At 63.8% G+C, this 23,843-nt stretch carries 21 protein-coding genes and 1 riboswitch; of the genes, 11 read left to right on the top strand and 10 right to left on the bottom strand.

All coding sequences use genetic code 11. The features are described from left to right. Window positions 1–51: 51 nt before the first annotated feature. On the bottom strand, window positions 52–990 hold the full coding sequence (locus tag BM275_RS09785) for a LysR substrate-binding domain-containing protein (RefSeq protein WP_090520868.1): 939 nt from the start codon (window positions 988–990) through the stop codon (window positions 52–54). A gap of 145 nt (window positions 991–1,135) precedes the next feature. Here BM275_RS09785 and BM275_RS09780 point away from each other — a divergent pair, with 145 nt between their 5' ends. From BM275_RS09780 to BM275_RS09760, 5 genes are all read left to right on the top strand, one after another. Then, complete coding sequence (locus tag BM275_RS09780) at window positions 1,136–2,032, top strand: TauD/TfdA family dioxygenase (protein WP_044314612.1); 897 nt, start codon at window positions 1,136–1,138, stop codon at window positions 2,030–2,032. Then, window positions 2,029–2,631, top strand: a complete 603-nt coding sequence (locus tag BM275_RS09775) for a LysE family translocator (RefSeq protein WP_014818777.1) — start codon at window positions 2,029–2,031, stop codon at window positions 2,629–2,631. Before BM275_RS09780 ends, BM275_RS09775 begins: the two co-directional genes overlap by 4 nt. A gap of 83 nt (window positions 2,632–2,714) precedes the next feature. Then, window positions 2,715–3,716, top strand: coding sequence for an ArsR/SmtB family transcription factor (locus tag BM275_RS09770; protein WP_090520865.1), 1,002 nt, complete (start codon window positions 2,715–2,717; stop codon window positions 3,714–3,716). Between the two features lie 14 nt (window positions 3,717–3,730). Continuing rightward, window positions 3,731–4,921, top strand: a complete 1,191-nt coding sequence (gene metK, locus BM275_RS09765) for a methionine adenosyltransferase (protein ID WP_014818775.1) — start codon at window positions 3,731–3,733, stop codon at window positions 4,919–4,921. A gap of 225 nt (window positions 4,922–5,146) precedes the next feature. Continuing rightward, complete coding sequence (locus tag BM275_RS09760) at window positions 5,147–5,479, top strand: hypothetical protein (protein ID WP_014818774.1); 333 nt, start codon at window positions 5,147–5,149, stop codon at window positions 5,477–5,479. Between the two features lie 54 nt (window positions 5,480–5,533). Here BM275_RS09760 and BM275_RS09755 read toward each other — a convergent pair whose 3' ends face one another. Then, a complete protein-coding gene (locus BM275_RS09755) occupies window positions 5,534–6,295 on the bottom strand; it encodes an ABC transporter permease (protein ID WP_014818773.1) in 762 nt (253 codons plus the stop codon). Between the two features lie 12 nt (window positions 6,296–6,307). Next, window positions 6,308–7,231 carry an ABC transporter ATP-binding protein gene (locus tag BM275_RS09750; RefSeq protein WP_090520863.1) on the bottom strand — a complete coding sequence of 308 codons (924 nt, stop codon included), beginning with the start codon at window positions 7,229–7,231 and terminating at the stop codon, window positions 6,308–6,310. Window positions 7,232–7,404: 173 nt separating this feature from the next. Here BM275_RS09750 and BM275_RS09745 point away from each other — a divergent pair, with 173 nt between their 5' ends. The 3 genes from BM275_RS09745 to BM275_RS09735 all read left to right on the top strand — a co-directional run bounded on the left by BM275_RS09745 (window position 7,405) and on the right by BM275_RS09735 (window position 10,936). Then, window positions 7,405–8,736, top strand: a complete 1,332-nt coding sequence (locus BM275_RS09745; protein WP_090520861.1) for a ferredoxin reductase family protein — start codon at window positions 7,405–7,407, stop codon at window positions 8,734–8,736. 93 nt (window positions 8,737–8,829) lie between these two features. After that, complete coding sequence (ligB, locus tag BM275_RS09740) at window positions 8,830–10,494, top strand: NAD-dependent DNA ligase LigB (protein WP_090520860.1); 1,665 nt, start codon at window positions 8,830–8,832, stop codon at window positions 10,492–10,494. 61 nt (window positions 10,495–10,555) lie between these two features. After that, window positions 10,556–10,936, top strand: coding sequence for a DUF1090 domain-containing protein (locus tag BM275_RS09735; protein ID WP_014818769.1), 381 nt, complete (start codon window positions 10,556–10,558; stop codon window positions 10,934–10,936). Here BM275_RS09735 and BM275_RS09730 read toward each other — a convergent pair. Further along, window positions 10,933–11,379, bottom strand: coding sequence for a c-type cytochrome (locus BM275_RS09730; RefSeq protein WP_090520858.1), 447 nt, complete (start codon window positions 11,377–11,379; stop codon window positions 10,933–10,935). The genes BM275_RS09735 and BM275_RS09730 overlap by 4 nt on opposite strands. Window positions 11,380–11,482: 103 nt before the next feature. Continuing rightward, a complete protein-coding gene (locus BM275_RS09725; protein WP_090520855.1) occupies window positions 11,483–11,920 on the bottom strand; it encodes a hypothetical protein in 438 nt (145 codons plus the stop codon). Window positions 11,921–12,087: 167 nt separating this feature from the next. After that, window positions 12,088–12,171, top strand: a riboswitch (S-adenosyl-L-homocysteine riboswitch). Window positions 12,172–12,195: 24 nt separating this feature from the next. Here BM275_RS09725 and ahcY point away from each other — a divergent pair. From ahcY to BM275_RS09710, 3 genes are all read left to right on the top strand, one after another. Further along, window positions 12,196–13,602, top strand: a complete 1,407-nt coding sequence (ahcY, locus tag BM275_RS09720; RefSeq protein ID WP_090520853.1) for an adenosylhomocysteinase — start codon at window positions 12,196–12,198, stop codon at window positions 13,600–13,602. Window positions 13,603–13,675: 73 nt separating this feature from the next. After that, window positions 13,676–14,527, top strand: a complete 852-nt coding sequence (gene metF, locus BM275_RS09715) for a methylenetetrahydrofolate reductase [NAD(P)H] (RefSeq protein ID WP_090520851.1) — start codon at window positions 13,676–13,678, stop codon at window positions 14,525–14,527. Between the two features lie 232 nt (window positions 14,528–14,759). Continuing rightward, entirely contained in the window at window positions 14,760–16,583 is a 1,824-nt protein-coding gene (locus BM275_RS09710; protein ID WP_090520849.1) for an RNA helicase RhlE2, read from the top strand. Between the two features lie 93 nt (window positions 16,584–16,676). On the opposite strand, the gene BM275_RS09705 is transcribed toward BM275_RS09710, so the two are convergent. From BM275_RS09705 to BM275_RS09685, 5 genes are all read right to left on the bottom strand, one after another. Then, window positions 16,677–18,101, bottom strand: a complete 1,425-nt coding sequence (locus BM275_RS09705) for an AdeC/AdeK/OprM family multidrug efflux complex outer membrane factor (protein ID WP_044315566.1) — start codon at window positions 18,099–18,101, stop codon at window positions 16,677–16,679. Next, entirely contained in the window at window positions 18,098–21,235 is a 3,138-nt protein-coding gene (locus tag BM275_RS09700; protein WP_044315565.1) for an efflux RND transporter permease subunit, read from the bottom strand. The genes BM275_RS09705 and BM275_RS09700 overlap by 4 nt, the downstream gene beginning before the upstream one ends. Window positions 21,236–21,248: 13 nt before the next feature. Next, window positions 21,249–22,391, bottom strand: a complete 1,143-nt coding sequence (locus tag BM275_RS09695) for an efflux RND transporter periplasmic adaptor subunit (RefSeq protein ID WP_090520847.1) — start codon at window positions 22,389–22,391, stop codon at window positions 21,249–21,251. A gap of 265 nt (window positions 22,392–22,656) precedes the next feature. After that, window positions 22,657–23,232, bottom strand: a complete 576-nt coding sequence (locus tag BM275_RS09690; protein WP_090520846.1) for a YceI family protein — start codon at window positions 23,230–23,232, stop codon at window positions 22,657–22,659. A 25-nt stretch (window positions 23,233–23,257) separates the two neighbouring features. Continuing rightward, window positions 23,258–23,812, bottom strand: a complete 555-nt coding sequence (locus BM275_RS09685; RefSeq protein ID WP_023446062.1) for a cytochrome b — start codon at window positions 23,810–23,812, stop codon at window positions 23,258–23,260. Window positions 23,813–23,843: the final 31 nt, after the last annotated feature.

Raw genomic sequence — 23,843 nt, 5'->3', positions numbered from 1 at the left:
TTCCCCTACCGAGGGTGGCCCCGGCAATGACTGAATGGCAGCCCCGCAAGCTCAATCCAACAGCTCGACGCCCTGACTGGTCACGTCCGGCAGGTGTTCGAGCAGGTAATCGCGCATGCGCATCAGGGTCGCCGACTCATCGCCGCCGCCAGGCCAGACCAGGTAATAGCTGTCACCGGACTTCACTGCCTGATGGAACGGCAGCGCTAGGCTGCCGCGCTGCAGCTCGGCGCCGACCAGCGCCAGATCGCCGATCGAGACACCATGCCCCTGCGACGCGGCGGAGATGCCCAGCTCGAGGGTGTCGAACAGCTTGCCCTGCTGCCAGGCGATCTGATCCGCGCGCCCGGTACGCTGCAGCCAGCGCCGCCAGTCACGGCAATCCCGCGAGGGATGGATCAGCTCCGCCTCGCCCAGCCGCTGCGTGGTCCAAGCCGTGGTGCCAAGCAGTTCGGGGGCACAGACCGGCACCAGCCACTCATCGAACAGCTTCACCCGTCGCCAATCAGCGGGAAAACCGCCGTTGCCGAGCAGAATTGCACAGTCGAACGGCTCGCTACTTAAATCCACTGCGTCCAGATCCATCCAGGCACTGGTCAACTGCACGCGGCTCTGCGGATTGGCCATATGAAAGCCCTCCAGCGTGCCCAGCAACCAACGCATGGTCAGCGTCGACGGCGCCTTCAGGCGCAACGCACCGCGCTGGCGGGTCACCGCAACGCAGGCGTTTTCGATGGTGCGAAAACCGATCTTCAACTCCTGCGCCAGCAGTCGCCCGGCATCGGTCAGCGTCAGACGCGAGCCGTGCCGCTCGAACAGCTGGCAGCCGAGATGCTCTTCCAGCGTCTTCACGTGCCGGCTGACCGCACTCTGGGTGATGAACAGGCTCTGCGCGGCCTGGGTGAACGAGCCGAAACGCGCCGCCACCTCGAAGGCGCGCAAGGCATAGAGCGGCGGCATGCGCGGCGCTGCGACAACCGAATCCGGCATGACTAAAACTCATCCTTAGGGGTCATTTTTTCCATTTTCCAATCTTTTCCAGCGTCCCAATACTGCGCCAGCAATGGGGTTCCGGGCCAGCTTCGGTATTCACTTAACGCGCACGCGCACCAATAAAAACTCAGGAAAGGATGCCATGCAGAACAAATACTACGAGACGCTCCTGGCCAATACGGTAGAGAAGAGCGCACTGCAGCATGAGCAGATCGGCCAGATCATCAATTTCAGGCTGTTCGGTAACAAGAAAGGCTTCATGACCCTCGAAAGTCTGCCCATCGGCGACACCCCGCCAACACCGCTGAGCCGCGACCTGCTTTGCAAACCCGACGACAGCAGCGAGCGCCTTCTGCTGCAGGCCACCGCCCTGCTCGGCGAACCGATCGGCTATCTGCAGGAATCCGAGGGCTGCATCGTCAACAACTTCTTCCCGCAGCAGGCACATTCCCGCGGTGCAACGTCGGACAGTTTCGATACCGAACTGGACCTGCACACGGAAAACGCCTTCCACGCCGTACTGCCCGACTATCTGGTGCTGCTCTGCCTGCGCCAGGACCCCGACGCGGAGGCGGTCACCTATATCGCCTCGATCGAGCGCATCCTCGAGCGACTGACCTTCGAAGAGCAGGCGTTCTTCCTCACCGAGCCGTACAACTTCCTGTCCGATTACGGTCCCACCGAAAAGAACCAGCGCATCGACATCAATCGCCACCAGACCATCCTCTACGGCGACCCGGATGCACCTTTCTTCCGTTTCGACCCGCACTTCATGCTGGCCTTCAGCAGCCGCGCCCAACAACTGATGGACAAGCTGCGCGCCATCGCCTGGGAGGTGGTCGAGCCGGTGCGGCTGAATCGTGGCGACATGCTGATCATCGACAATCGCCGCACCGCTCACGCGCGCAGCCCCTTCAGTGCACGCTTCGACGGAAGCGATCGCTGGATCCAGCGCGCCTTCGCCATCACCAATCCGAACTTCTATGCCGAGCGCCTGGGCAAACGCAGCCGGGTATTCGGCCTGGTGACCGAACTATGAACGCTACCTATCTCGCCTTCGCCGCGGCGGTCGCCCTGCTGATCGCCTCTCCCGGACCGGTGGTCGCACTGGTGGTATCCGACGCGCGCCGGCGCTGGCCACTGTGGACGATTCTCGGCGGTGCGCTGTCTGCGCAGATCCTGATGATCGCCGCACTGGTGATGATCTACCTGGCGCTGGACCTCGACCCGCTGGTGCTCGAAGCCGGGCAGATCCTCGGCGGCCTGTACCTGATCTGGCTGGGCTGCGACAGCCTGTGCGGCGGACGCAGCGAGGCCGCCATGCCCAAACGCAGCGAGGCGCACTATTTTTGGCGGGCCATGGCGGTGGGCCTGTCCAACCCCAAGGACATCCTGTTCTTTCTCGCCTTCCTCCCCGGCTTCATCCTGCCCGCGCAGCCGTTCGCGCCACAGGCGACGGTGCTCATCGTGATCTGGGCGGTGATCGATCTGAGCATCCTGCTCGCCTACAGCCTGCTCTCGCGCCGTCTGGCCGGCGAAGGACTGATTCAGCGCCTGCTGGATATCCTGCCGAACTACTTCCTCATCGGCCTTGGCCTGGTGTCGTGCACCCTGGGGTTGTCCCGCCTGCTGCAGTAACCCTGCGCCCCAGAAGGGCAATATCAAAACTTTTTGATATTGCCCTTGCTGTACGAAAAGTGACCGACTAGACTGCGCGGCTTATGAGCCTGCGCATGCCCCAGATCCGTTTCGACGCCAGTGATTCGCTCGCCGCCCTGTGCAAGGCCGGCGGCGATGCATTGCGTTTGAACGTACTGCGGGCGCTGGCCAGTGACTCGTTCGGCGTGCTCGAGCTGGCGCAGATCTTCGCCATCGGTCAGTCCGGCATGAGCCACCACCTCAAGGTACTTACCCAGGCTGGGTTGCTGGCAACCCGCCGCGAAGGCAACGCGGTGTTCTACCGGCGCAGTCTGCCGCTGGTCGACAGCCCCGGCGGCAAGCTGCACGCGGCGCTGCTCGAGGAAGCCGATCGGCTGGAGCTGCCGCGCGAGATCGAGGCCCGTATCGCCGCCGTGCATGCCCAGCGCAGCGCCGCCAGCGAGGATTTCTTCGCGCGCATGGCCGACAGCTTTCAGGCCCGTCAGGACCTTATCGCCGGCCTGCCACAGTACCGCGACAGCGTGGTGGCCCTGCTCGATGCGCTGAACTTCAATGCCAGCGCCACGGCGCTGGAAGTCGGTCCCGGGGATGGCAGTTTCCTGCCGGAGTTGGCGCGGCGCTTCGCACGCGTAGTGGCGCTGGACAACAGCCCCGCCATGCTCGACCTGGCGCGTGCGCGCTGTCAGGAAGCGGGGCTGACAAATGTCGAGCTGAAGCTCGCCGACGCACTGCACGACGACTGCCCGCCGGCAGACTGCGTGGTGCTGAACATGGTGCTGCATCACCTGGCGGCGCCCGGCGAGGCGATCAAACAACTGGCACGGCTGGTGAACGCGGGCGGCAGTCTGCTGGTCACGGAGCTGTGCAGCCACAACCAGAGTTGGGCCAGGGAGGCCTGCGGCGATCTCTGGCTGGGCTTCGAACAGGACGATCTGGCCCGTTGGGCCGATGCCGCGGGGCTCACGCCCGGCGAGAGCCTCTACATTGGCTTGAAGAACGGTTTTCAGATCCAGGCCCGGTACTTTTCCCGGTCCGCCCCTGACGACCGACTCACCCACCGGTAATAGGAAACCGATAGATGAGCGAATACTCGATTTTTACCTCCGAGTCCGTGTCCGAAGGGCATCCGGACAAGATCGCCGACCAGATCTCCGATGCGGTGCTCGACGCCATCATCGCCGAGGACAAGCATGCCCGCGTGGCCTGCGAAACCATGGTCAAGACCGGTGTGGCGATCGTTGCCGGTGAAGTCACCACTTCGGCCTGGGTCGATCTGGAGCAACTGGTGCGCGACGTCATCGTCGACATCGGCTACAACAGCTCGGAAGTCGGTTTCGACGGCGCCACCTGCGGCATCATCAACATCATCGGCAAGCAGTCGGTGGACATCGCCCAGGGCGTCGACCGCACCAAGCCGGAAGACCAGGGTGCCGGTGATCAGGGCCTGATGTTCGGCTACGCCAGCAACGAGACCGACGTGCTGATGCCGGCGCCGATCCGCTTCTCCCACGCCCTGGTCGAACGCCAGGCCGAAGCACGCAAGAACGGCCTGCTGCCATGGCTGCGCCCGGACGCCAAGAGCCAGGTCACCTGCCGCTACGAGAACGGCAAGGTCGCCGGCATCGACGCCATCGTGCTGTCCACCCAGCACAACCCCGAGGTCAAGCAGAGCGACCTGCGCGAAGCGGTGATGGAGCTGATCATCAAGCACAGCCTGCCCGCGGAGCTGCTGCACAAGGACACCCAGTACCACATCAATCCGACCGGCCAGTTCGTCATCGGCGGCCCGGTGGGCGACTGCGGCCTGACCGGCCGCAAGATCATCGTCGACACCTACGGCGGCATGGCCCGCCACGGCGGTGGCGCCTTCTCCGGCAAGGACCCGTCCAAGGTCGACCGCTCGGCCGCCTACGCCGGCCGCTACGTGGCGAAGAACATCGTCGCCGCCGGCCTCGCCGATCGTTGCGAGATTCAGGTGTCCTACGCCATCGGCGTAGCGCAGCCGACATCCATCTCGCTGAACACCTTCGGCACCGGCAAGCTCAGCGACGACAAGATCATCGCTTTGGTCCGTGAGCATTTCGATCTGCGCCCTTACGCGATCACCCGCATGCTCGACCTGCTGCACCCGATGTACCGCGCCACCGCGGCCTACGGCCACTTCGGCCGCAATCCCTACGAGATGACGGTGGGGGCCGACACCTTCACCGCCTTCACTTGGGAAAAGACCGACAAGGCCGACGCTTTGCGCGCCGCTGCCGGGTTGTAAGCGCGACCGCACCGACAAAAAGCCCCGCCGGCGCAAGCCGCGCGGGGCTTCTTGCTTTCAAGAGGGGGGTAGAGTCGCAACAGACACCATCCGCTGCCAGCGGTGCATCACGAAACCTCCATTCCAGAGCCTTTCCGTTATGCAGGCCAACAGCTATCATCAACGCCCTTTTCGAACGGACTCGATCGATCACCTGTTGTGATCGGCATTACAAGGAGCGTATCCATGCGTATTTCCCTCATTCTCGGCTGTGCCGCCGTCATCCTCGCCAGCACCTCGCTGCAGGCCGCCACCACTGACGCGCAAGCCAAATGCCAAGCGCAGCTGGCCGCCCAGCAGGGCAATCTGGAAACCGGCAAGCTGCTCGGCCAGATGCTAGGCAACGAAAAACTCAGCAATGTGCTGAATCAGGTCGAAGACGGCTGCGCTCAGTTGGACGCCGACGGCCTGGCAGCCAACGCAGCTGGCGACGACGCTGGAGCAGTGAATGAGAAGGTCCAGGCTGTCACCCAAGCCAAGGATGCGGTTCTCGGTCTGGGCAAGATGTTCGGCAAGTAAGCCCCCCGACGCGCTAATGAAAACGCCCGCAGATGCGGGCGTTTTCATTGCGGGCTAGTTCTTCAACCGATAGCCGGTCTTGAATATCCACCACACCGCCAGCAGACAGGCGCCGAGGAAACCAAGAATCATCGCCAGGCTGACACCGACGCTGATGTCCGAGACGCCGTAAAAGCTCCAGCGGAAGCCGCTGATCAGGTACACCACCGGGTTGAACAGGGTGACCTTCTGCCACAGCGGCGGCAGCATCTCGATGGAATAGAAACTGCCGCCGAGAAAGGCCAGCGGCGTGACGATCAGCGCCGGAACGATCTGCAGCTTCTCCCAGCCATCGGCCCAGATGCCGATGATAAAGCCGAACAGGCAGAAGGTGACGGCCGTCAGCACCAGGAACAGTGCCATCATCAGCGGATGCTGGATTTCGTAATCGACGAACAGCCGCGCGGTGACAAGGATGATCACGCCAAGCACCAGCGACTTGGTCGCCGCCGCACCGACATAGCCGATGACGATCTCGACATAGGACACCGGCGCCGACAGCACCTCGTAGATGGTTCCGGAATAGCGCGGCATGTAGATGCCGAATGAGGCGTTGGAGATGCTCTCGGTGAGCAGCGCCATCATGATCAGGCCGGGGATGATGAACGCGCCGTAAGGGATGCCGTGCATTGCCTCCATTCGCGCGCCGATGGCCGAGCCGAACACCACGAAGTACAGCGAGGTGGATATCACCGGGGTAGCGATGCTCTGCAGCAGGGTGCGCCAGGTGCGCGCCAGTTCGAACAGGTAGATCGCGCGGATCGCGTAGAAATTCATGCGGGCTTTTCCTCAGCGACCGTGAACCAGATTGACGAAGATTTCTTCCAGCGAGCTCTGGCTCGACTGCAGATCCTTGAAGTCGATGCCGTGGGCCGCCAGGCGCCGGAGCAGCTCGGCGATGCCAGTGTCCTCATGCTGGGCGTCGAAGGTGAACACCAGCTGGTTGCCGGCATCGGTGAGCTCCAGCGGATAGCTGGCCAGTTCCGCGGGAATCTCGGCCAGCGGTCGCTGCAGATGCAGGGTCAGCTGCTTCTTGCCAAGCTTGTGCATCAGCACGTCCTTGTCCTCGACCAGAATGATCTCGCCGCGGCTGATCACCCCGATGCGGTCGGCCATTTCCTCGGCTTCTTCGATGTAGTGGGTAGTGAGGATGATGGTCACGCCACGCTCGCGCAGGCCGCGGACCATTTCCCACATGTCACGACGCAGCTCGACGTCGACGCCGGCGGTGGGCTCGTCGAGGAACAGGATCGACGGCTCGTGGGACAGCGCCTTGGCGATCATCACGCGGCGCTTCATGCCGCCGGAAAGCTCGAGGATGCGGGCATTGCGCTTGTCCCACAGCGACAAATCGCGCAACAGTTTCTCCAGGAACGAATCGTCCGGCGCCTTGCCAAACAGGCCGCGCGAAAAACGCACCGTCGCCCAGACGCTTTCGAAGCCCTCGTTGAACAGCTCCTGCGGCACCAGGCCGATCTTCGAACGCGCGGCGCGGTAGTCCTGAACGATATCGTGGCCGTCGACCAGCACTCGCCCGCTGCCGGGGTTGACGATGCCGCAAATGATGCTGATTAGCGTGGTCTTGCCGGCGCCGTTGGGCCCGAGCAGAGCGAATATCTCGCCCTTGTGGATCTCGAGGTCGATGCGCTTGAGCGCCGGGTGGCCGGAAGCGTAGGTCTTGGTGAGCTGCTCAATGGCGATCACTGTTTGCACGGGCTCGTCTCTTCGAGGAATCAGGGGCGGAATTGTAGAGAAAAACGTAACGCAGGGCGCCCGCCGCCTCCCAGTCACGATTCGTAGTGACCGTGATCATGGCGGCGTCGCGGCACTGCATACATGCTTGGAAGCGCTGGCACACGGGTCGCCAGCAAGGAGGCTTTCCCGAAATGAGACAGATAAAACTCACCTACGTCGCGCTGTTCGTCGGACTGACGCTGCTCTGGTTGCTGGTGGACGACTTCATCATGGCTCGCTACCAGTTCTGGCCGCTGCGCAAGGTACTGGTGCACTACAGCGGCGTGCTCGGCATCGTTGCGATGAGCGTGGCGATGGTGCTGGCGGCACGGCCACGGCGCTTCGAACGCTTCTTCGACGGCCTGGACAAGACCTATCGACTGCACAAGTGGCTTGGTATCAGCGCCCTGGTGATCGCCATCTTCCACTGGGGCTGGGGGCAGATACCGAAATGGCTGGTCGGCTTCGGCTGGCTGGAAAAGCCGGCGCGACGTGCCGGTGAGGGCCAGATGCATGAGGGCATCTTTGCCCTGCTGCAGCGCTTTCGCGGCCTCGCCGAGACGATCGGCGAATGGGCCTTCTACGCGGCGGCGATTCTGATCGTACTGGCGCTGGTCAAAAGCTTCCCCTACCGTTGGTTCTTCAAGACGCACCGCTGGCTGGCGCTGGTCTATCTGGCTCTGGTGGCGCACTCGGTGGTGCTGACCCCGCCCGACTACTGGACCTCGCCGCTGGGCCTGGTCCTCGCCGTGCTGATGGCTTCGGGTTCCGTCGCGGCCTGCATTTCGCTGTTGCGCCGCATCGGCCGCAAGCATCAGGTCGTCGGCCGCATTGATGGACTTACCCATCATCGCGACAACCGCGTGCTGCGCGTCGATATCAAGCTCGACGGTCCCTGGCCGGGGCACAAGGCCGGGCAGTTCGCCTTCGTCACCTTCGACGAGAAGGAAGGACCGCACCCCTTCAGCCTGTCCTCAGCCTGGTGCAACGACGGCAAGCTGGCCTTCTCCATCAAGGGTCTCGGTGACTACACCCGCACCCTGCCGGACACCCTGAAGGTGGGCGACGCGGTGAAGGTCGAAGGGCCTTATGGCTGTTTCGATTTTCACAGTCGCAAGCCGCGCCAGATCTGGGTCGCCGGCGGCATCGGCATCGCGCCGTTCATTGGCCGCTTACAGGCGCTAGCCGAGAGCGGCAAAGGCAACAATGTCGATCTGTTCTACTGCACCAGCGCGCCGGACCAGGGCTTTATCGAGCGCATCCGCCAACTGGCCGAGCGCGCCCGGGTGCGCCTGCACGTACTGGTGGCCAGCGAAGGCGGACGCCTCACGCCAGAGCGCCTTCGCCAGCTGGCACCGCAGTGGCAGGACAGCGACGTCTGGTTCTGCGGCCCGGCCGGCTTCGGTCAGGATCTGAGTAGGGACCTGCAACGCCACGGCCTGCCACCGAGGGACTTCCACCAGGAATTGTTCAATATGCGCTGACGCACGGTCGCGCCGCATCGAGCTGGCGACAATGAGTCACTGGCCTTCAACGATCGGAGGCCAGCCCAACTCATCAGAGCAAGGATGCTCGCCATGCAACGTCTGATCGCGCTATCGCTGTACCTCTTCTCGTCCGTTTGCCTCGCCAGCTGTCCGACCTGGAACGCTGCGCGAGCGCAACAGGAAATCACCAGTCTCCAACAGCAGTTGCAACACTGGGACGAGGCCTATCACCGCCGCGGCCTGTCGCTGGTGGATGACGAAATCTACGACCAGAGCCGTGCTCGCCTGCACGACTGGCAGCGTTGTTTCCCGAGCACCCTCGCGGCTCCGGAGCCATTGGCCGGCGCCGGCGGTCCGGTACCGCATCCGGTGATGCAGACCGGACTGATCAAGCTCACCGACGAGCAGGCGGTCGCGGACTGGATCGCGCGTCGCGAAGATATTTGGATTCAACCGAAGGTGGACGGCGTGGCGGTCACCCTCGTCTATCGCGACGGACTGCTGCAGCAAGCCATCAGCCGCGGCGATGGTCACAGCGGACAGGACTGGACAGCCCACCTCCGACAGCTGCCGGCGGTTCCGTCCCGACTTGCAGCGCCTGGCGAGGTGATACTGCAGGGCGAACTTTACTGGCGTCTGGAGCAGCATGTGCAGGCGGAGTTTGGCAGCGCTGGCGCGCGCAGCCGTGTTGCCGGCGCCATGGCCAGCAACCGGCTGGACACCGATACCGCGGCGCAGATCGGCCTGTTCGTCTGGGACTGGCCGAACGGGCCGGAGCATATGACCCCTCGTCTGCAGCGGCTGGCCGCCATGGGGTTCAGCGACAGTCAGCGGTTCAGTCTGCCGCTACAGGGTCCCGCACAAGCGCAGCATTGGCGCGAACAGTGGTATCGGCAACCGCTGCCGTTCGCCACCGACGGCGTGGTGTTGCGGCAAGGCACGCGCCCGCCTGCCGAGCGCTGGCAGGCAGAGCCGCACTGGGCGGCGGCCTGGAAACATCCGCTGCGCAAGGGGGTGACCGAGGTCCGCGCCGTGGAGTTTCGCATCGGCCGCACCGGGCGCATCACGCCCATGCTGCAGCTGGCGCCGGTACATCTCGATGATCGCCGTATCCGTACGCTCAGCCTCGGCTCGCTGGAGCGCTGGCGCGAACTGGATGTGCGCCCCCGCGATCAGGTCGCAGTTGCGCTCGCCGGGCATAGCATCCCGCAACTGGACTCGGTGGTCTGGCGCAGCACCGAACGGGCAGAGGTCGCGGCACCGGACCCATCGCAGTATCACGCGCACAGCTGCTGGCAGCCGACGCCGGGCTGTGAGCAGCAGTTCATCGCCCGTATGGTCTGGCTGAGCGGCAAGCAGGGGCTTGGCCTTGCCGGGGTAGGCCAAGGCAGTTGGCAGGCCCTGCTGGACGCCGGACTGCTGCCCGATCTGCTCGCCTGGCTGGAGCTGGACGCGGCGACGTTGCAACAGGTCCCTGGCATCGGCAAGGCGCGCGCCAGCAAGCTGGTCGCGAGCTTCGCTCTCGCCCGGCAGAGGCCAGCGGGCCAATGGCTCAAAGCGCTCGGCATGCCGATCAATCTGCCGCTCACATTGCAGCCCGACTGGGACGTACTGGCGGCACGCAGCGTGGCGCAATGGCAGGCGGAACCGGGGGTTGGCAAGGCACGCGCAGAACAGCTGCATGCCTTCTTTCATGCGTCGGAGCTGCAGCTGCTGCGTCACAGGCTGCGCGCTGTCGGTGTTTCGGGGTTCTGAAGGGACTTTCCCCCGAATGTCGCGGTCGATAGGTGCTGGATAACAATTATGGAGGCGAGGCATGTCTTTGCGACATTGGCCGATTGCCCTGCTGATCGGCGCTACCGCCATCAGCCCGTTGGCTAGCGCGGCCCCCAACGCCGATAGCCAGTGCCACGACCAGCGCCAGGCCTTGCGCGAACAGCTGCAGCAGGCGCGCCTGCTGGGTGACAAGCTGCGCCAGACGCAACTCGACAGCGAACTGCAGGGCCTGACCGAGCAGTGCCAGGGCGTGGTTGCCCTGCACCCGCATCAAGTCGAATACGATCACACCAATCGCCAGGTTGAGCGGCGCGAGACGCTGCTACGCGAGGCTTTGGGCACCGGTGATGCCCAGCTGATCGAGCTGCGCCGCAATCAGCTGGCCAAGTCGCGGGAAAAGCTCGAATCGCTGCGCCGTTAGTAGGCGCGGAACTCCTTGTGGCAGGCTTCACAGGCATCCTCGACCCGCTGGAACGCCGGCGCCACGCTTTGTGCAGTAACCGGGGCGGAGGTCGTCACGCTCACCAGCGCTTCCGTGGTCGCTTCCAGTTCGCGGGCCATCTCGTTGAAACGCTCCTGACGCTGCCAGACGTCGTCACGCGCATCGCTCTGCTCTTCCTTCACATCAGGATAATGCTGCCAAGGCTGCCGCGAGAGCTCGTCCAGCTTGGCCGCGCCTGCACTGAAGCCTTCGCCGTCGAACGGGATGCGCCCGCGCAGCATGCCGCCAAGGTCTTCCTTGGTATCGAGCATCGCCTGGTAGATCGCTTTGCGCTTGCCCAACGGGGAATTGGGGTCGACCCGGTCGCAGCCCGTCAGCGCCAGGACAGCAATCAGGGGCAAGCTCAGCAGACTCAGCTTCATGGTTCAACCACTCGTCGATGCAAAGCGCGGGATTATCCCCGTCCATGCGCGGTTGAACAAATCAGTCGGGTTTCGACTCCGTCAGCCAAGATTGCTCAGCAGGCTATTGCGACCAGCTGCCGCCAGCGCTTTCGCAATCGATCTTGGCCTGGGCCCGATCAGTGGCGTGATAGTGATAGGTGACGATCGTCGCATCGCCGCCCACCTGGCTGGGCAAGGTACCGTTCTTCGCATGGGAGCCAGTGGCACGTTCGTTGGCCAGGGTCTCTGCCGTCATCGGCGCGGTGCAGGCACCGAAGTGGCCGTCGGGACAACTGTCGCGGAGCTCGCGGCGGGAGTTCTTCACCGCCTCGCTGTCCTGACAGACCCAGTCGATGGCGTCGTCCTTGTCCACGCCGTGGAATTCGAAACACTGCTCGGTCACCACTGGCGCAGGAACCGCGCCGGAGGTTTCGCTGTGCACGTAGCAGGATTTGGCGGCGGCAGGCAGGCTGAAGGCGCCGACAAGCAACACGGGCGCTAAGCGAAGCATGGGGTTCATGGCGGTCTCCTGAAACGGTTTCGCCCGGCAAGGGTCACCGAACCTGTAGTTTTCGACCCGCGCTCGCTCGCTGTAGTTCGCGCGGCGCGGGGTTGGGATTGCCGCGCGGCGCAGCTATAATCGCCGGGCTTTTTCCCGGTCGACTCCGCTTCGACCGTGCCCGCCACCCGTCCGAGGGGCGCTGCAGCAGGATGAAACCTGTCAGGCTCGGATGGGGCGTTTCCAGAACGCATCAACGGCGCCCATTCGCATCTATACGAATGGAGAACTCTTCGATGAGTGCTGTCATGACGCCTGCCGGTTTCACCGACTTCAAGGTCGCCGATATTTCCCTGGCTGCCTGGGGCCGCCGCGAAATCATCATCGCCGAATCCGAAATGCCCGCGCTGATGGGCCTGCGCAAGAAATACGCCGCCGAGCAGCCGCTCAAGGGCGCGAAGATCCTCGGCTGCATTCACATGACCATCCAGACCGCCGTGCTGATCGAGACGCTGATCGCGCTCGGCGCGGAAGTGCGTTGGTCGAGCTGCAACATCTTCTCCACCCAGGACCAGGCCGCTGCCGCCATCGCCGCTGCCGGCATCCCGGTGTTCGCCTGGAAGGGCGAGACCGAAGAAGAATACGAGTGGTGCATCGAGCAAACCATCCTCAAGGACGGCCAGCCGTGGGATGCCAACATGGTGCTGGACGACGGCGGTGACCTGACCCAGATCCTGCACGACAAGTATCCGCAGGTGCTCGAGCGCGTCCACGGCGTGACCGAGGAAACCACCACCGGCGTGCATCGCCTGCTCGACATGCTCAAGGGTGGCACCCTCAAGATCCCGGCGATCAACGTCAACGATTCTGTAACCAAGAGCAAGAACGACAACAAGTACGGCTGCCGTCACAGCCTGAACGATGCCATCAAGCGCGCTACCGACCACCTGCTCTCCGGCAAGCAGGCGCTGGTCGTCGGCTACGGCGACGTCGGCAAGGGTTCGGCACAGTCGCTGCGCCAGGAAGGCATGATCGTCAAGGTCTCGGAAGTCGATCCAATCTGCGCCATGCAGGCCTGCATGGACGGCTTCGAGCTGGTCTCCCCCTACAAGGACGGCATCAACGACGGCACCGAAGCCAGCGTCGATGCGGCCCTGCTGGGCAAGATCGACCTGATCGTCACCACCACCGGTAACGTCAACGTATGCGACGCCGGCATGCTCAAGGCGCTGAAGAAGCGCGCCGTGGTATGCAACATCGGCCACTTCGACAACGAGATCGACACCGCCTTCATGCGCGCCAACTGGGGCTGGGAAGAGGTCAAGCCGCAGGTGCACAAGATCCACCGCACCGGCAAGACCGTCGACCCGACCAACGACGACTACCTGATCCTCTTGGCCGAAGGCCGCCTGGTGAACCTGGGCAACGCCACCGGCCACCCGAGCCGGATCATGGACGGTTCCTTCGCCAACCAGGTGCTGGCGCAGATCCACCTCTACAACGAGAAGTTCGCCGACCTGCCAGTGGCCGAGAAGAGCCAGAACGTCACCGTCATGGTGCTGCCGAAGAAGCTCGACGAGGAAGTGGCGCTGGAAATGGTCAAGGGCTTCGGTGGCGTGGTCACCCAGCTGACCACCAAGCAGGCGGAATACATCGGCGTGACCGTCGAAGGTCCGTTCAAGCCGGACAGCTACCGCTACTAAGCAGGTCATGCTGCTGGCGACGACCTGCACCCTGCATTCGTCGCCAGCAGCCTGCAGCCCAAGGAATAACCGAATGACCGCTTCGAACCGCCCATCCATCAGCTTCGAGTTCTTCCCCACCAAGACCGAAGCCGGGCACGAAAAACTGCTGAACGTGGCCCGCCAGCTGGCCGGCTACCAACCCGATTTCTTCTCCTGCACCTACGGTGCCGGTGGCTCGACCCGCGATCGCACGCTCAACACCGTGCTGCAGCTCGACGGCGAGGTGAAGGTGCCGACCGCTCCGCACCTGTCCTGCGTCGGCGACACCAAGGCCGAATTGCGCGAACTGCTGAACCTCTACAAGGAGGCTGGCATCCAGCGCATCGTCGCCCTGCGCGGCGACCTGCCGTCCGGCATGGGCATGGCCAGCGGCGAGCTACGCTACGCCAACGAGCTGGTGGAATTCATCCGTAGCGAGACCGGCGATCACTTCCATATCGAGATTGCCGCCTACCCGGAAATGCATCCGCAGGCACGCAACTTCGAAGACGACCTGGCCAACTTCGTGCGCAAGGCCAAGGCCGGCGCCGACAGTGCCATCACCCAGTACTTCTTCAATGCCGACTGCTACTTCTACTTCGTCGAGCGCGTGCGCGAACTCGGCGTGGAAACCCCGGTGGTGCCTGGCATCATGCCGATCACCAACTACAGCAAGCTGGCACGCTTCTCCGATGCCTGCGGCGCCGAGATTCCGCGCTGGGTGCGCAAACAGCTCGAAAGCTACGGCGACGACATGCAGAGCATCCAGGCCTTCGGCGAGCAGGTCATCACCGAGATGTGTCAGAAGCTGCTGGCCGGCGGTGCGCCAGGCCTGCACTTCTACACGCTGAACCAGGCCGAGCCGAGCCTGGCGATCTGGAACAACCTCGGGCTGTCACGCTGAGCACCAGCCGGCTCCGTAGAAATACGGAGCTGGCTAATGAACCCGTGACCTGCGACACTGTCAGAGCAATGCGGCGTTAACAGGCTCTGTTATACTCCGCGCTTCCGCCAGGCTTACGCCCGGATGCCGCACATATGACCCGCGGCAGGACCGGACGGGATCGCACGCCAGTCGCGATTCGAGCCAGGCATGATCATCCCAGGGCCTCGCCCCTAACAAGACAGGATTACTCATGTCCTTTGCTTCCCTCGGTCTCTCCGAGGCTTTGGCCGGTGCCGTCGAGGCCGCCGGTTATACCCAGCCTACTCCCGTGCAACAGCGGGCCATTCCCGCCGTGTTGCAAGGCCGCGACCTGATGGTCGCCGCCCAGACCGGAACCGGTAAGACAGGCGGTTTCGCCCTGCCGGTACTCGAACTGCTGTTTCCGGGTGGTCACCCGGATCGTGAACACCGCTACGGCCCGAAACAGCCGCGCGTGCTGGTGCTGACACCGACCCGCGAGCTCGCCGCCCAGGTTCACGACAGTTTCAAGATCTACGCCCGCGATCTGCCCCTGAAGAGCACCTGCATCTTCGGTGGCGTCGGCATGAACCCGCAGATCCAGGCGGTTGCCAAGGGTCTTGACGTGCTGGTCGCCTGCCCAGGTCGCCTGCTCGACCTGGCCAACCAGAAAGCCATCGACCTGTCGCACGTGGAAATTCTCGTCCTCGACGAAGCCGACCGCATGCTCGACATGGGCTTCATCCATGACGTCAAGAAGGTCCTCGCCAAGCTGCCGGCCAAGCGCCAGAACCTGCTGTTCTCGGCGACCTTCTCCAAGGACATCACCGACCTCGCCGGCAAGCTGCTGCACAACCCCGAGCGCATCGAGGTCACGCCGCCGAACACTACCGTCGAGCGTATCGAGCAGCGAATGTTCCGCGTGGCTGCCAGCCACAAGCGCGCTCTGCTCGCGCACCTGATCACCCAGGGTGCCTGGGAGCAGGTGTTGGTCTTCACCCGCACCAAGCACGGCGCCAACCGTCTGGCCGAGTATCTGGAAAAGCACGGCCTGCCGGCTGCCGCGATTCATGGCAACAAGAGCCAGAACGCCCGCACCAAGGCTCTGGCTGACTTCAAGGCCAACCAGGTGCGCATCCTGGTCGCCACCGATATCGCCGCCCGCGGTCTGGATATCGACCAGCTGCCCCATGTGGTCAACTTCGAGCTGCCCAACGTCGAGGAAGACTACGTACACCGCATCGGCCGTACTGGCCGTGCCGGGCGCAGCGGTGAAGCCATTTCGCTGGTCGCGCCGGACGAGGAAAAGCTGCTCAAGGGCATCGAGCGCATGACCAAGCAGCGCATCCCTGAAGGCGATCTGATGGGCTTCGATGCCAGCGCCATCGAGACGGAGAAGCCGGAGGTGCGCGAACCGCGCCAGCCGCGTCCGCAGCGTGGCGAACGCAAGGCTCGCGCTGAGCGCGAAAAGCCGGCAGAGAAAGGCACCGAGCAGAAGGAACGCAACCGCCGCAGCCAGAGCAAGGCGCGCAAGCCTGCTCGCGATGGAGCCGCCAGTGAAGCGCAAACCGCTGCTCGACCTCCGCAGCTGCCGCCAAACCGTGCTCCGGACGAGTTTCTCGATGACGAAGTGGACAACTTCGGCAATCGTGTCGACTACGTCAGCCCGTATCAGAACAAGCAGAACCGCGGCCGGCGCCCTGGTGCTCCGGCTCCGGCTCCGGCTGGTGCCGCGCCACGTGCCGCCGGAGCCGCACGCCCTGGCGCTGCTGGTGCTCCCGCCGGCAAGGGCAAACGTCCGGGTACGGGCCAAGGCCAGGCGGCGCGCAGCGGCCAGCCGCGCAACGGCCAGCCACGGCGCAAGAACGACAGCCGACGGATCGAAGAGCCAGCCGTCGCGCGCCAGGAAGCTGCCAAGCCGCGTGAAAAGCAGCCAGTGATCATCCACAAGGAATCGAAGATCGATCGGCTGCCCAGTCTGGAGCAGCTCGAGCAGCTGCCGTCTCGCCCGCGTGGCGAAAAGCCGGCGCTGCTGACGCGCAACCGCGAGGCCTGAGCCGCGCCCGAAACAAAAACGCCGCCCATCGGGCGGCGTTTTTGTATCCACTCGACGACCGTCCCCAGAACCGGGGGCAGCCGTCGATGTCACTCAGCCCTCGGCAGGCGCCGCCTGTGGCATTCCCCGCCAACCGCCACCCAGGGCCTTGAACAGATTGACCTCGCTGGTCATCTGCGCGAGGCGATCGCTGATCAGCTGCTGCTGCACGCTGAACAACTGGCGCTGCGCATCGAGCACGGTCAGATAGCTGTCCACGCCGGTGCGATAACGGCGCTCGGCAAGGTTGTAGTAGTCCTCGCTGGTCGCCAGCAGATCCCGCTGCGCCTGCACCTGGCGGGTGTAGGTGGCCTGCGCCGCGAGACCATCGACCACTTCGCGGAATGCGGTCTGGATCGCCTTCTCGTATTGCGCGACCTGGATGTTCCTGCTGATCTCTGCGTAGTCCAGATTCGCGCGCAACTGGCCGGCATTGAAGATCGGCACGCTGATGCTCGGCGAGAAACTCCAGTAACCGGAACCGCCGTCGAACAAGCCGGACAGCTCACGGCTGGCGGTCCCTGCCGCGCCGGTCAGGCTGATGCGCGGGAAAAAGGCCGCACGCGCGGCGCCGATGCTGGCATTGACCGCACGCAGCTGGTACTCCGCCTGGAGAATATCCGGGCGTTGCTGCAGCAGGTCCGAGGGCAACCCGACCGGCAACGTCGCCAGCTGGGTGCGCTCGAGACCTTCGCCGCTCGGCAGACCGGCCGGTAGGCTCTGGCCCAGGAGCAGGGTCAGGGCATTGCGGTCCTGCGCCACCAGGCGGGTGTACTGCTCGATGCTCACCCGCGCGCTGTCCACCGCACTGCGTGCCTGACGCAGTTCCAGCGCCGAGGCGACGCCGACATCGAAGCTGCGCTGGGTCAGGCCCAGGCTTTCCTCGTAGGTCTTGAGCGTGTCACGGGTGACCTGCAGCAGCGCCTGATCGGCCTGCAGCGTCAGCCAGGCATTGGCGACACTGGCGATCAGGCTGATCTGCGTGCTGCGCTGCGCGGCCTCGCTGGCGAAGAACTCTTCCAGGGCCTGGTCGCGCAGGCTGCGCAGGCGGCCGAACAGATCCAGTTCCCAGGACACGCCGAAGGTGGCGCTGTACTGACTGCTGATGGCCGGCTCGCCGCTCATGTTCAGATCGCCCGGTGTACGGCTGCGGGTGCCAGCGCCATCGGCGCTCACCGCCGGCAGCACATCGGCGCGCTGCACGCGGTACAGCGCACGGTAGGCATCGACGTTCAGCGCGGCGACGCGCAGGTCGCGGTTGTTCTCCAGCGCGACCTCGATCAGCTGCTGCAGCGCCGGATCACGGAAGAACTCGCGCCAGCCGAGCGCCTGCGCCCGAGCCTCGGGGGATGGCTTCGAATAGACTTCGCCCTGCGGCCAGTCGGCCGGGACCGGCGCATCCGGACGCTGATACTCGGGGATCAGCGAGCAGCCACTCAGCGCCGCCACGAGCGCCAGACTCAACAGAGACTTGTTCACAGCGAGTCCTCCTTCACACCTTCGTTGGCGGGCTTCGTGCGGTCGAAGATTGTGCAGATCATCACGTAGAACAACGGAATCCAGAAAATCGCCAGCACCGCAGCGGAGATCATCCCGCCGATCACGCCAGTACCGATGGCGTGCTTACTGCCCGCGCCAGCCCCGGAAGCAAGCGCCAGCGGCACCACCCCGAGAATGAACGCCAGCGACGTCATGATGATCGGCCGCAGACGCATGCGACATGCCTGCAATGCCGCATCGACATGGCTCATGCCCTGCTCGTGCAGCGCCTTGGCGAACTCCACGATAAGGATCGCGTTACGCGCCGACAGACCAATGGTAGTGACCAGGCCCACCTGGAAGAACACCTCGTTGGAAAGGCCGCGCAGCAGCGTAAAGGCAAGCGCACCGACGATGCCAAGCGGCACCACCAGCATGACCGAGAACGGAATCGACCAGCTCTCGTACAAGGCCGCCAGGCAGAGGAACACCACCAGCAGCGACAGGGCGTAAAGCGCCAGCGTCTGCGAGCCGGCCAGCCGCTCCTCGTAGGATTGCCCGGTCCAGGAATAGCCCACCCCCGGCGGCAGCTGAGCGGCGATGCGCTCCACCTCGGCCATGGCATCACCCGAGCTGTAGCCGGGCGCCGGCTCGCCGAGCATCTCGATCGCGCTGACGCCGTTGTAGCGGGACAGCTTCGGCGAACCGTAAGTCCATTCGCCGCTGGCAAAGGCGCTGAACGGCACCATCTCGCCGGCATCGTTACGCACATACCACTTCTGCAAATCCTCAGGGCTCATGCGCGCGTCCGGAACGCCCTGCAAATACACCTTCTTCACCCGCCCTCGATCGATAAAGTCATTGACGTAGCGCCCACCCCAGGCGATCGACAGGGTGCTGTTGATCGCCGCCAGCGAAACGCCCAGTGCCCGCGCCTTTTCATCGTCGATAAGCACCTGATACTGCGGTTCGTCGCGCAGGGTATTGGGCCGCACCCGGGTCAGCACCGGACTCTGGCTGGCCAGCTGCATGAACTTGTCGCGGGCCTGCTGCAGCACTTCCTGGCCAACGCCGGCGCGGTCCTGCAGGAACAGGTTGAAACCGGTGGCGTTACCCAGCTCCATCACCGCCGGCGGCGCAAAGGCGAATACCTGAGCGTCACGGAAACTGGCGAAATGTTGCTGCGCACGCTGAGCCAGGGCGAATACGCCGTCCTCCTCGTTGGTCCGCTCGCTCCAAGGCTTCAGGCTGATGAAGGCGATACCCGAGCTCTGACCGCGGCCGGCGAAGCTGAAGCCGGTCACGGTAAAGACGGAACGAACGATGTCGCCCTCCTCTTCCAGCAGATAGCTGCGCATGGCGTCGATGCTCTGCTGGGTGCGCTCGGCAGTCGAGCCCGACGGGGTCATGACCTGAGCGAACAGGACGCCCTGGTCCTCTTCCGGCAGGAAGGCGCTGGGAATGCGGTTGAACAGCACCACCATGACGCCGACGATCAGCACATACAGCAGCAGGAACGGCGCCTTGCGCTTGAGCACGGCTTTCACACCGCGCTCATAGCCATTGACGCTGCGCTCGAAGGAGCGATTGAACCAGCCGAAGAAACCGCGTTTCTCGTGATGGTCGCCCTTGTCGATCGGCTTCAGCAATGTGGCACACAGCGCTGGCGTGAAGATCAGCGCCATCAGCACCGAGAGCACCATCGCCGATACGATGGTGATCGAGAACTGCCGGTAGATGACCCCGGTCGAGCCTCCGAAGAAGGCCATCGGCAGCAGTACCGCCGACAGCACCACACCAATGCCGATCAGCGCGCCCTGGATCTGGCCCATGGACTTGCGCGTCGCCTCCAGAGGCGAGAGCCCTTCTTCGCGCATCACCCGCTCGACGTTTTCCACCACCACGATGGCGTCGTCGACCAGCAGGCCGATGGCCAGGATCATGGCGAACATGGTCAGCGTGTTGATGCTGAAGCCGAACACCGCCAGCACGCCGAAGGTGCCCAGCAGCACCACCGGTACCGCGAGCGTCGGAACCAGCGTCGCGCGGAAGTTCTGCAGGAACAGGTACATCACCAGAAACACCAGCACGAACGCTTCGAGCAGCGTTTGCATGACACCGGTGATGGAGGCGGAGATGACCGGCGTAGTGTCGTACGGGTAGACCACATCGACGCCCGGCGGGAAGAACGGCTTGAGCTCGTCGATGGTCTTGCGCACGCCTTCGACAGTATCCAGCGCGTTGGCGCCAGTGGCCAGTTTCAACGCCAGGCCGGCAGCCGGCTTGCCGTTGAAATGCGCGCTGACCGAGTAGTTCTCACCGCCCAGCTCGACCTTGGCGACATCACCCAGACGCACCTGCGAGCCGTCGCTGTTGACCTTGAGCAGGATGTTGCGGAACTGCTCCGGAGTCTGCAGACGGGTCTTGCCGATCACCGTGGCGTTGAGCTGCTGCCCGGGCAGCGCCGGCAAGCCACCCAACTGGCCGGAAGACACCTGGACGTTCTGCGCCTGGATCGCCGAGCTGACATCCTCCGGCGTCAGGCTGAAGTTGTTCAGCTTGGCTGGATCGAGCCAGATGCGCATCGCGTACTGGGCACCGAACACCTGGAAGTCGCCCACACCCTTGGTCCGCGAGATCGGGTCCTGCATGTTGGCGACGATGTAGTTGGCCAGGTCGCGTTGATCCAGACTGCCGTCAGTCGATACCAGACCGATGATGATGAGGAAGTTGCGCACGGCCTTGGTGACGCGGATGCCCTGTTGCTGAACCTCTTGCGGCAGCAGCGGCGTTGCCAGCTGCAGCTTGTTCTGCACCTGGACCTGAGCGATATCGGGGTTGGTGCCCTGATCGAAGGTCACGGTGATTTCCATGCTCCCGTCGGAGTTACTCGACGAACTGATGTAGCGCAGCCCGTCGATACCGTTGAGCTGTTGTTCGATGACCTGCACCACGGTGTCCTGCACGGTCTGTGCAGAGGCGCCCGGGTAGGTCACCGAGATACCGACCGCGGGTGGGGCGATGCTCGGATACTGGTTGACCGGCAGGTTGAGGATGGACAGGCCGCCGGCGAGCATGATCACCAGAGCAATCACCCAGGCGAAGATCGGCCGGTCGATAAAGAAGTTGGACATGACTAGGAACCCCTCAGCCTTCTTGGCCTTGGGGTTGTGCAGACACCCCACCGCGATTATCGACATTGGTAGCCGGAGCCACCTCGACCTCGACCCCCGGCCGGATGAACTGCAGGCCTTCGGTGATCACGCGGTCGCCCGGCTGCAGGCCGTCACCGACCAGCCAGCGATTGCCCACGGCACGCTCGGTCTTGATCGGGCGCACTTCCACCTTGTTCTCGGCATTGACCACCATGGCGGTCGGGTCACCCTTGGTGTTGCGGGTGACGCCCTGCTGCGGAACCAGGATCGCCTCGCTCTTCATGCCGGCCACCAGCTGCGCATGGACGAACATGCCCGGCAGCAGATTCTTGTCCGGATTCGGGAATACGGCGCGCAGGGTCACCGAACCGGTACCAGGGTCGACCGTCACTTCGCTGAATTCGAGCTTGCCCTCATGGCCGTAATCGCTGCCATCTTCCAGTTTCAGGCTGACCCGCGCGGCGTTCTCGCCGGACTTCTGCAGCCGGCCTTCGGCCAGATCGCGGCGCAGCGCCAAGAGATCACGGGCAGGCTGGGTGACATCGACATAGATCGGATCGAGCTGCTGAATGGTCGCCAGCTCCTGCGCCTGGCCATTGCTGACCAGCGCACCTTCGGTGACGGCGGAACGGCCGATGCGGCCGGAGATGGGCGCCAGCACCTTGGTGTAGCGCAGGTCGATGCGCGCGCGCTCCAGCTCTGCTTCGGCCTGCAGGCTGGCTGCGCGGGCCTCGTCATAGGCCTGCTTGCTGACGGCCTGGTCCTTGACCAGCTCGGCATAACGGTCGGCCAGCGACTTGCTGGACGCCACGCTCGCCTGGGCGCTCTTCAACGTGGCTTCGTATACCGATGGATCAATCTGATACAGCTGCTGCCCGGCCTTTACGTCACTGCCTTCGGTAAACAGGCGCTTCTGGATGATGCCGTTGACCTGCGGTCGCACCTCGGCGATGCGGTAGGCGCGGGTACGCCCGGGCAGCTCGGTGGTTACCGCGAACGGCTCCGCCTGCAGGGTCACGATACCGACCTGGGGCTTCTGCTGGGCCGGAGGTGCTGCTTCTTCCTGACAGCCGGCCAGGAAAACAGCCATGGCGAGAATGGACATCAGGGCAGCATTGGCTGACTTGATTGGCATGGTTAGACCTCTTGAAAACCTGGCAGGCGGGAGTGGGCAACAGCACACCGCAGACGCGGAGAGCGGAAAGGGCCGAAATATACTTACATCCATGACTGTCTGTAAACCTGAAAAGACTCGTCGGACCTGCTGCAAATATTGCAAAAGGTGTGTTCATAGGCCCGTTCGCCACAGCTTTGTCCGCTGCGCAATCCGCGCCGATACATAATCCAGGCAAACGCAGAACGCCGGCAAGATGCCGGCGTTCGGGTTCCACGGGGAGCGTTTACTTGCGCACACCTTCGACCGAGATGATCAGATCGACCGTTTGCGACGCCGGCCCGAGGTCCATCTTGATGCCGAAGTCCTTCAGCGTCAGCGTGGTACTGCCTTCGAAACCGGCACGGTAGCCACCCCAGGGATCATCACCTTCGCCGATGAACTTGGCAGCGATCACCACCGGTTTGGTCACGCCGTTAAGCGTCAGGTTGCCGGTGATGTCAGCAGTGCCGTCGCCGGTGGACTTCACCGAAGTCGACTCGAAGGTCGCTGCCGGGTGCTTGTCGACGTTGAGGAAGTCATCGCTGCGCAGGTGCTTGTCGCGCTCGGCGTGGTTGGTATCGACGCTGGCGGTCTTCAACGTGACGTTGACCTTGCTCGCTTCCGGCTTGTCCGCATCGAAGCTGAAGCTGCCATCGAAATCCTTGAACGTGCCCCACAGCCAGCTGTAGCCGAGGTGGCTGATCTTGAAATTGACGAAGGCGTGCTGGCCCTGCTTGTCGATGGCGTAGTCGGCAGCGAATGCCTGGCCACCGACCAGTGCGGAACCGAGGACCAGTGCGGCGAGGGTTTTCTTGAGCATCGATGGATTCTCCTATCGGGGGTGATTAACCGGCACTACGACCGAGCATGCGCTTGAGTGTCGCGTCGCGGTCGATGAAATGGTGTTTGAGCGCAGCCAGGGCGTGTACCACGGCGAAGATCACCAGCGCCCAGGCAGCGTATTCGTGAACAATCCCGGCGCTGTCGGCCTGATCGGGGATGGAAGTGATCAGCGCCGGCACCTCGAACAGGCCGAACACGCTGATCGGCCGGCCATCGGCGGTGGAGATCAGGTAACCCGAGATCATCACCAGGAACAGGCCGAGGTACAGCAGGCTGTGACCAAGCCTGGCCGCGATCCGGGTCAGCCGCCCCTGACTCGCCAGCGGCGCCGGCGCAGGGCTGACGAAACGCCAGAGCACCCGCAGCAGCATGATCAGAAACAGCGCGATGCCAATGCTCTTGTGCAGGTCCGGCGCGGTGCGATACCAGCTGCTGTAGTAGTTCAGCCCAACCATCCAGAAGCCCAGGCCGAACAGACCGAATACGGCGATGGCCACCAACCAGTGCAAGGCAATGCTGGTCAGCCCATAGTTCGTTGAGGAGTTACGCCAGTGCATTGAATCTTCCTTCAAATTCAGGCCTAGAAGC

It is taken from the genome of Stutzerimonas kunmingensis (assembly GCF_900114065.1).
Classification (GTDB): Bacteria; Pseudomonadota; Gammaproteobacteria; order Pseudomonadales; family Pseudomonadaceae; genus Stutzerimonas; species Stutzerimonas kunmingensis.
Note: the sequence above shows the minus strand (reverse complement) of the source record. Positions and strands in the feature narration are given on the sequence as shown.

Bases quoted from the DNA above. Each gene is read 5' to 3' on its own strand.
- BM275_RS09785 (WP_090520868.1), bottom strand. From the start codon at position 990: ATGCCGGATTCGGTTGTCGCAGCGCCGCGCATGCCGCCGCTCTATGCC.
- BM275_RS09780 (WP_044314612.1), top strand. From the start codon at position 1,136: ATGCAGAACAAATACTACGAGACGCTCCTGGCCAATACGGTAGAGAAG.
- BM275_RS09775 (WP_014818777.1), top strand. From the start codon at position 2,029: ATGAACGCTACCTATCTCGCCTTCGCCGCGGCGGTCGCCCTGCTGATC.
- BM275_RS09770 (WP_090520865.1), top strand. From the start codon at position 2,715: ATGAGCCTGCGCATGCCCCAGATCCGTTTCGACGCCAGTGATTCGCTC.
- metK (WP_014818775.1), top strand. From the start codon at position 3,731: ATGAGCGAATACTCGATTTTTACCTCCGAGTCCGTGTCCGAAGGGCAT.
- BM275_RS09760 (WP_014818774.1), top strand. From the start codon at position 5,147: ATGCGTATTTCCCTCATTCTCGGCTGTGCCGCCGTCATCCTCGCCAGC.
- BM275_RS09755 (WP_014818773.1), bottom strand. From the start codon at position 6,295: ATGAATTTCTACGCGATCCGCGCGATCTACCTGTTCGAACTGGCGCGC.
- BM275_RS09745 (WP_090520861.1), top strand. From the start codon at position 7,405: ATGAGACAGATAAAACTCACCTACGTCGCGCTGTTCGTCGGACTGACG.
- ligB (WP_090520860.1), top strand. From the start codon at position 8,830: ATGCAACGTCTGATCGCGCTATCGCTGTACCTCTTCTCGTCCGTTTGC.
- BM275_RS09735 (WP_014818769.1), top strand. From the start codon at position 10,556: ATGTCTTTGCGACATTGGCCGATTGCCCTGCTGATCGGCGCTACCGCC.
- BM275_RS09730 (WP_090520858.1), bottom strand. From the start codon at position 11,379: ATGAAGCTGAGTCTGCTGAGCTTGCCCCTGATTGCTGTCCTGGCGCTG.
- BM275_RS09725 (WP_090520855.1), bottom strand. From the start codon at position 11,920: ATGAACCCCATGCTTCGCTTAGCGCCCGTGTTGCTTGTCGGCGCCTTC.
- ahcY (WP_090520853.1), top strand. From the start codon at position 12,196: ATGAGTGCTGTCATGACGCCTGCCGGTTTCACCGACTTCAAGGTCGCC.
- metF (WP_090520851.1), top strand. From the start codon at position 13,676: ATGACCGCTTCGAACCGCCCATCCATCAGCTTCGAGTTCTTCCCCACC.
- BM275_RS09710 (WP_090520849.1), top strand. From the start codon at position 14,760: ATGTCCTTTGCTTCCCTCGGTCTCTCCGAGGCTTTGGCCGGTGCCGTC.
- BM275_RS09700 (WP_044315565.1), bottom strand. From the start codon at position 21,235: ATGTCCAACTTCTTTATCGACCGGCCGATCTTCGCCTGGGTGATTGCT.
- BM275_RS09695 (WP_090520847.1), bottom strand. From the start codon at position 22,391: ATGCCAATCAAGTCAGCCAATGCTGCCCTGATGTCCATTCTCGCCATG.
- BM275_RS09690 (WP_090520846.1), bottom strand. From the start codon at position 23,232: ATGCTCAAGAAAACCCTCGCCGCACTGGTCCTCGGTTCCGCACTGGTC.
- BM275_RS09685 (WP_023446062.1), bottom strand. From the start codon at position 23,812: ATGCACTGGCGTAACTCCTCAACGAACTATGGGCTGACCAGCATTGCC.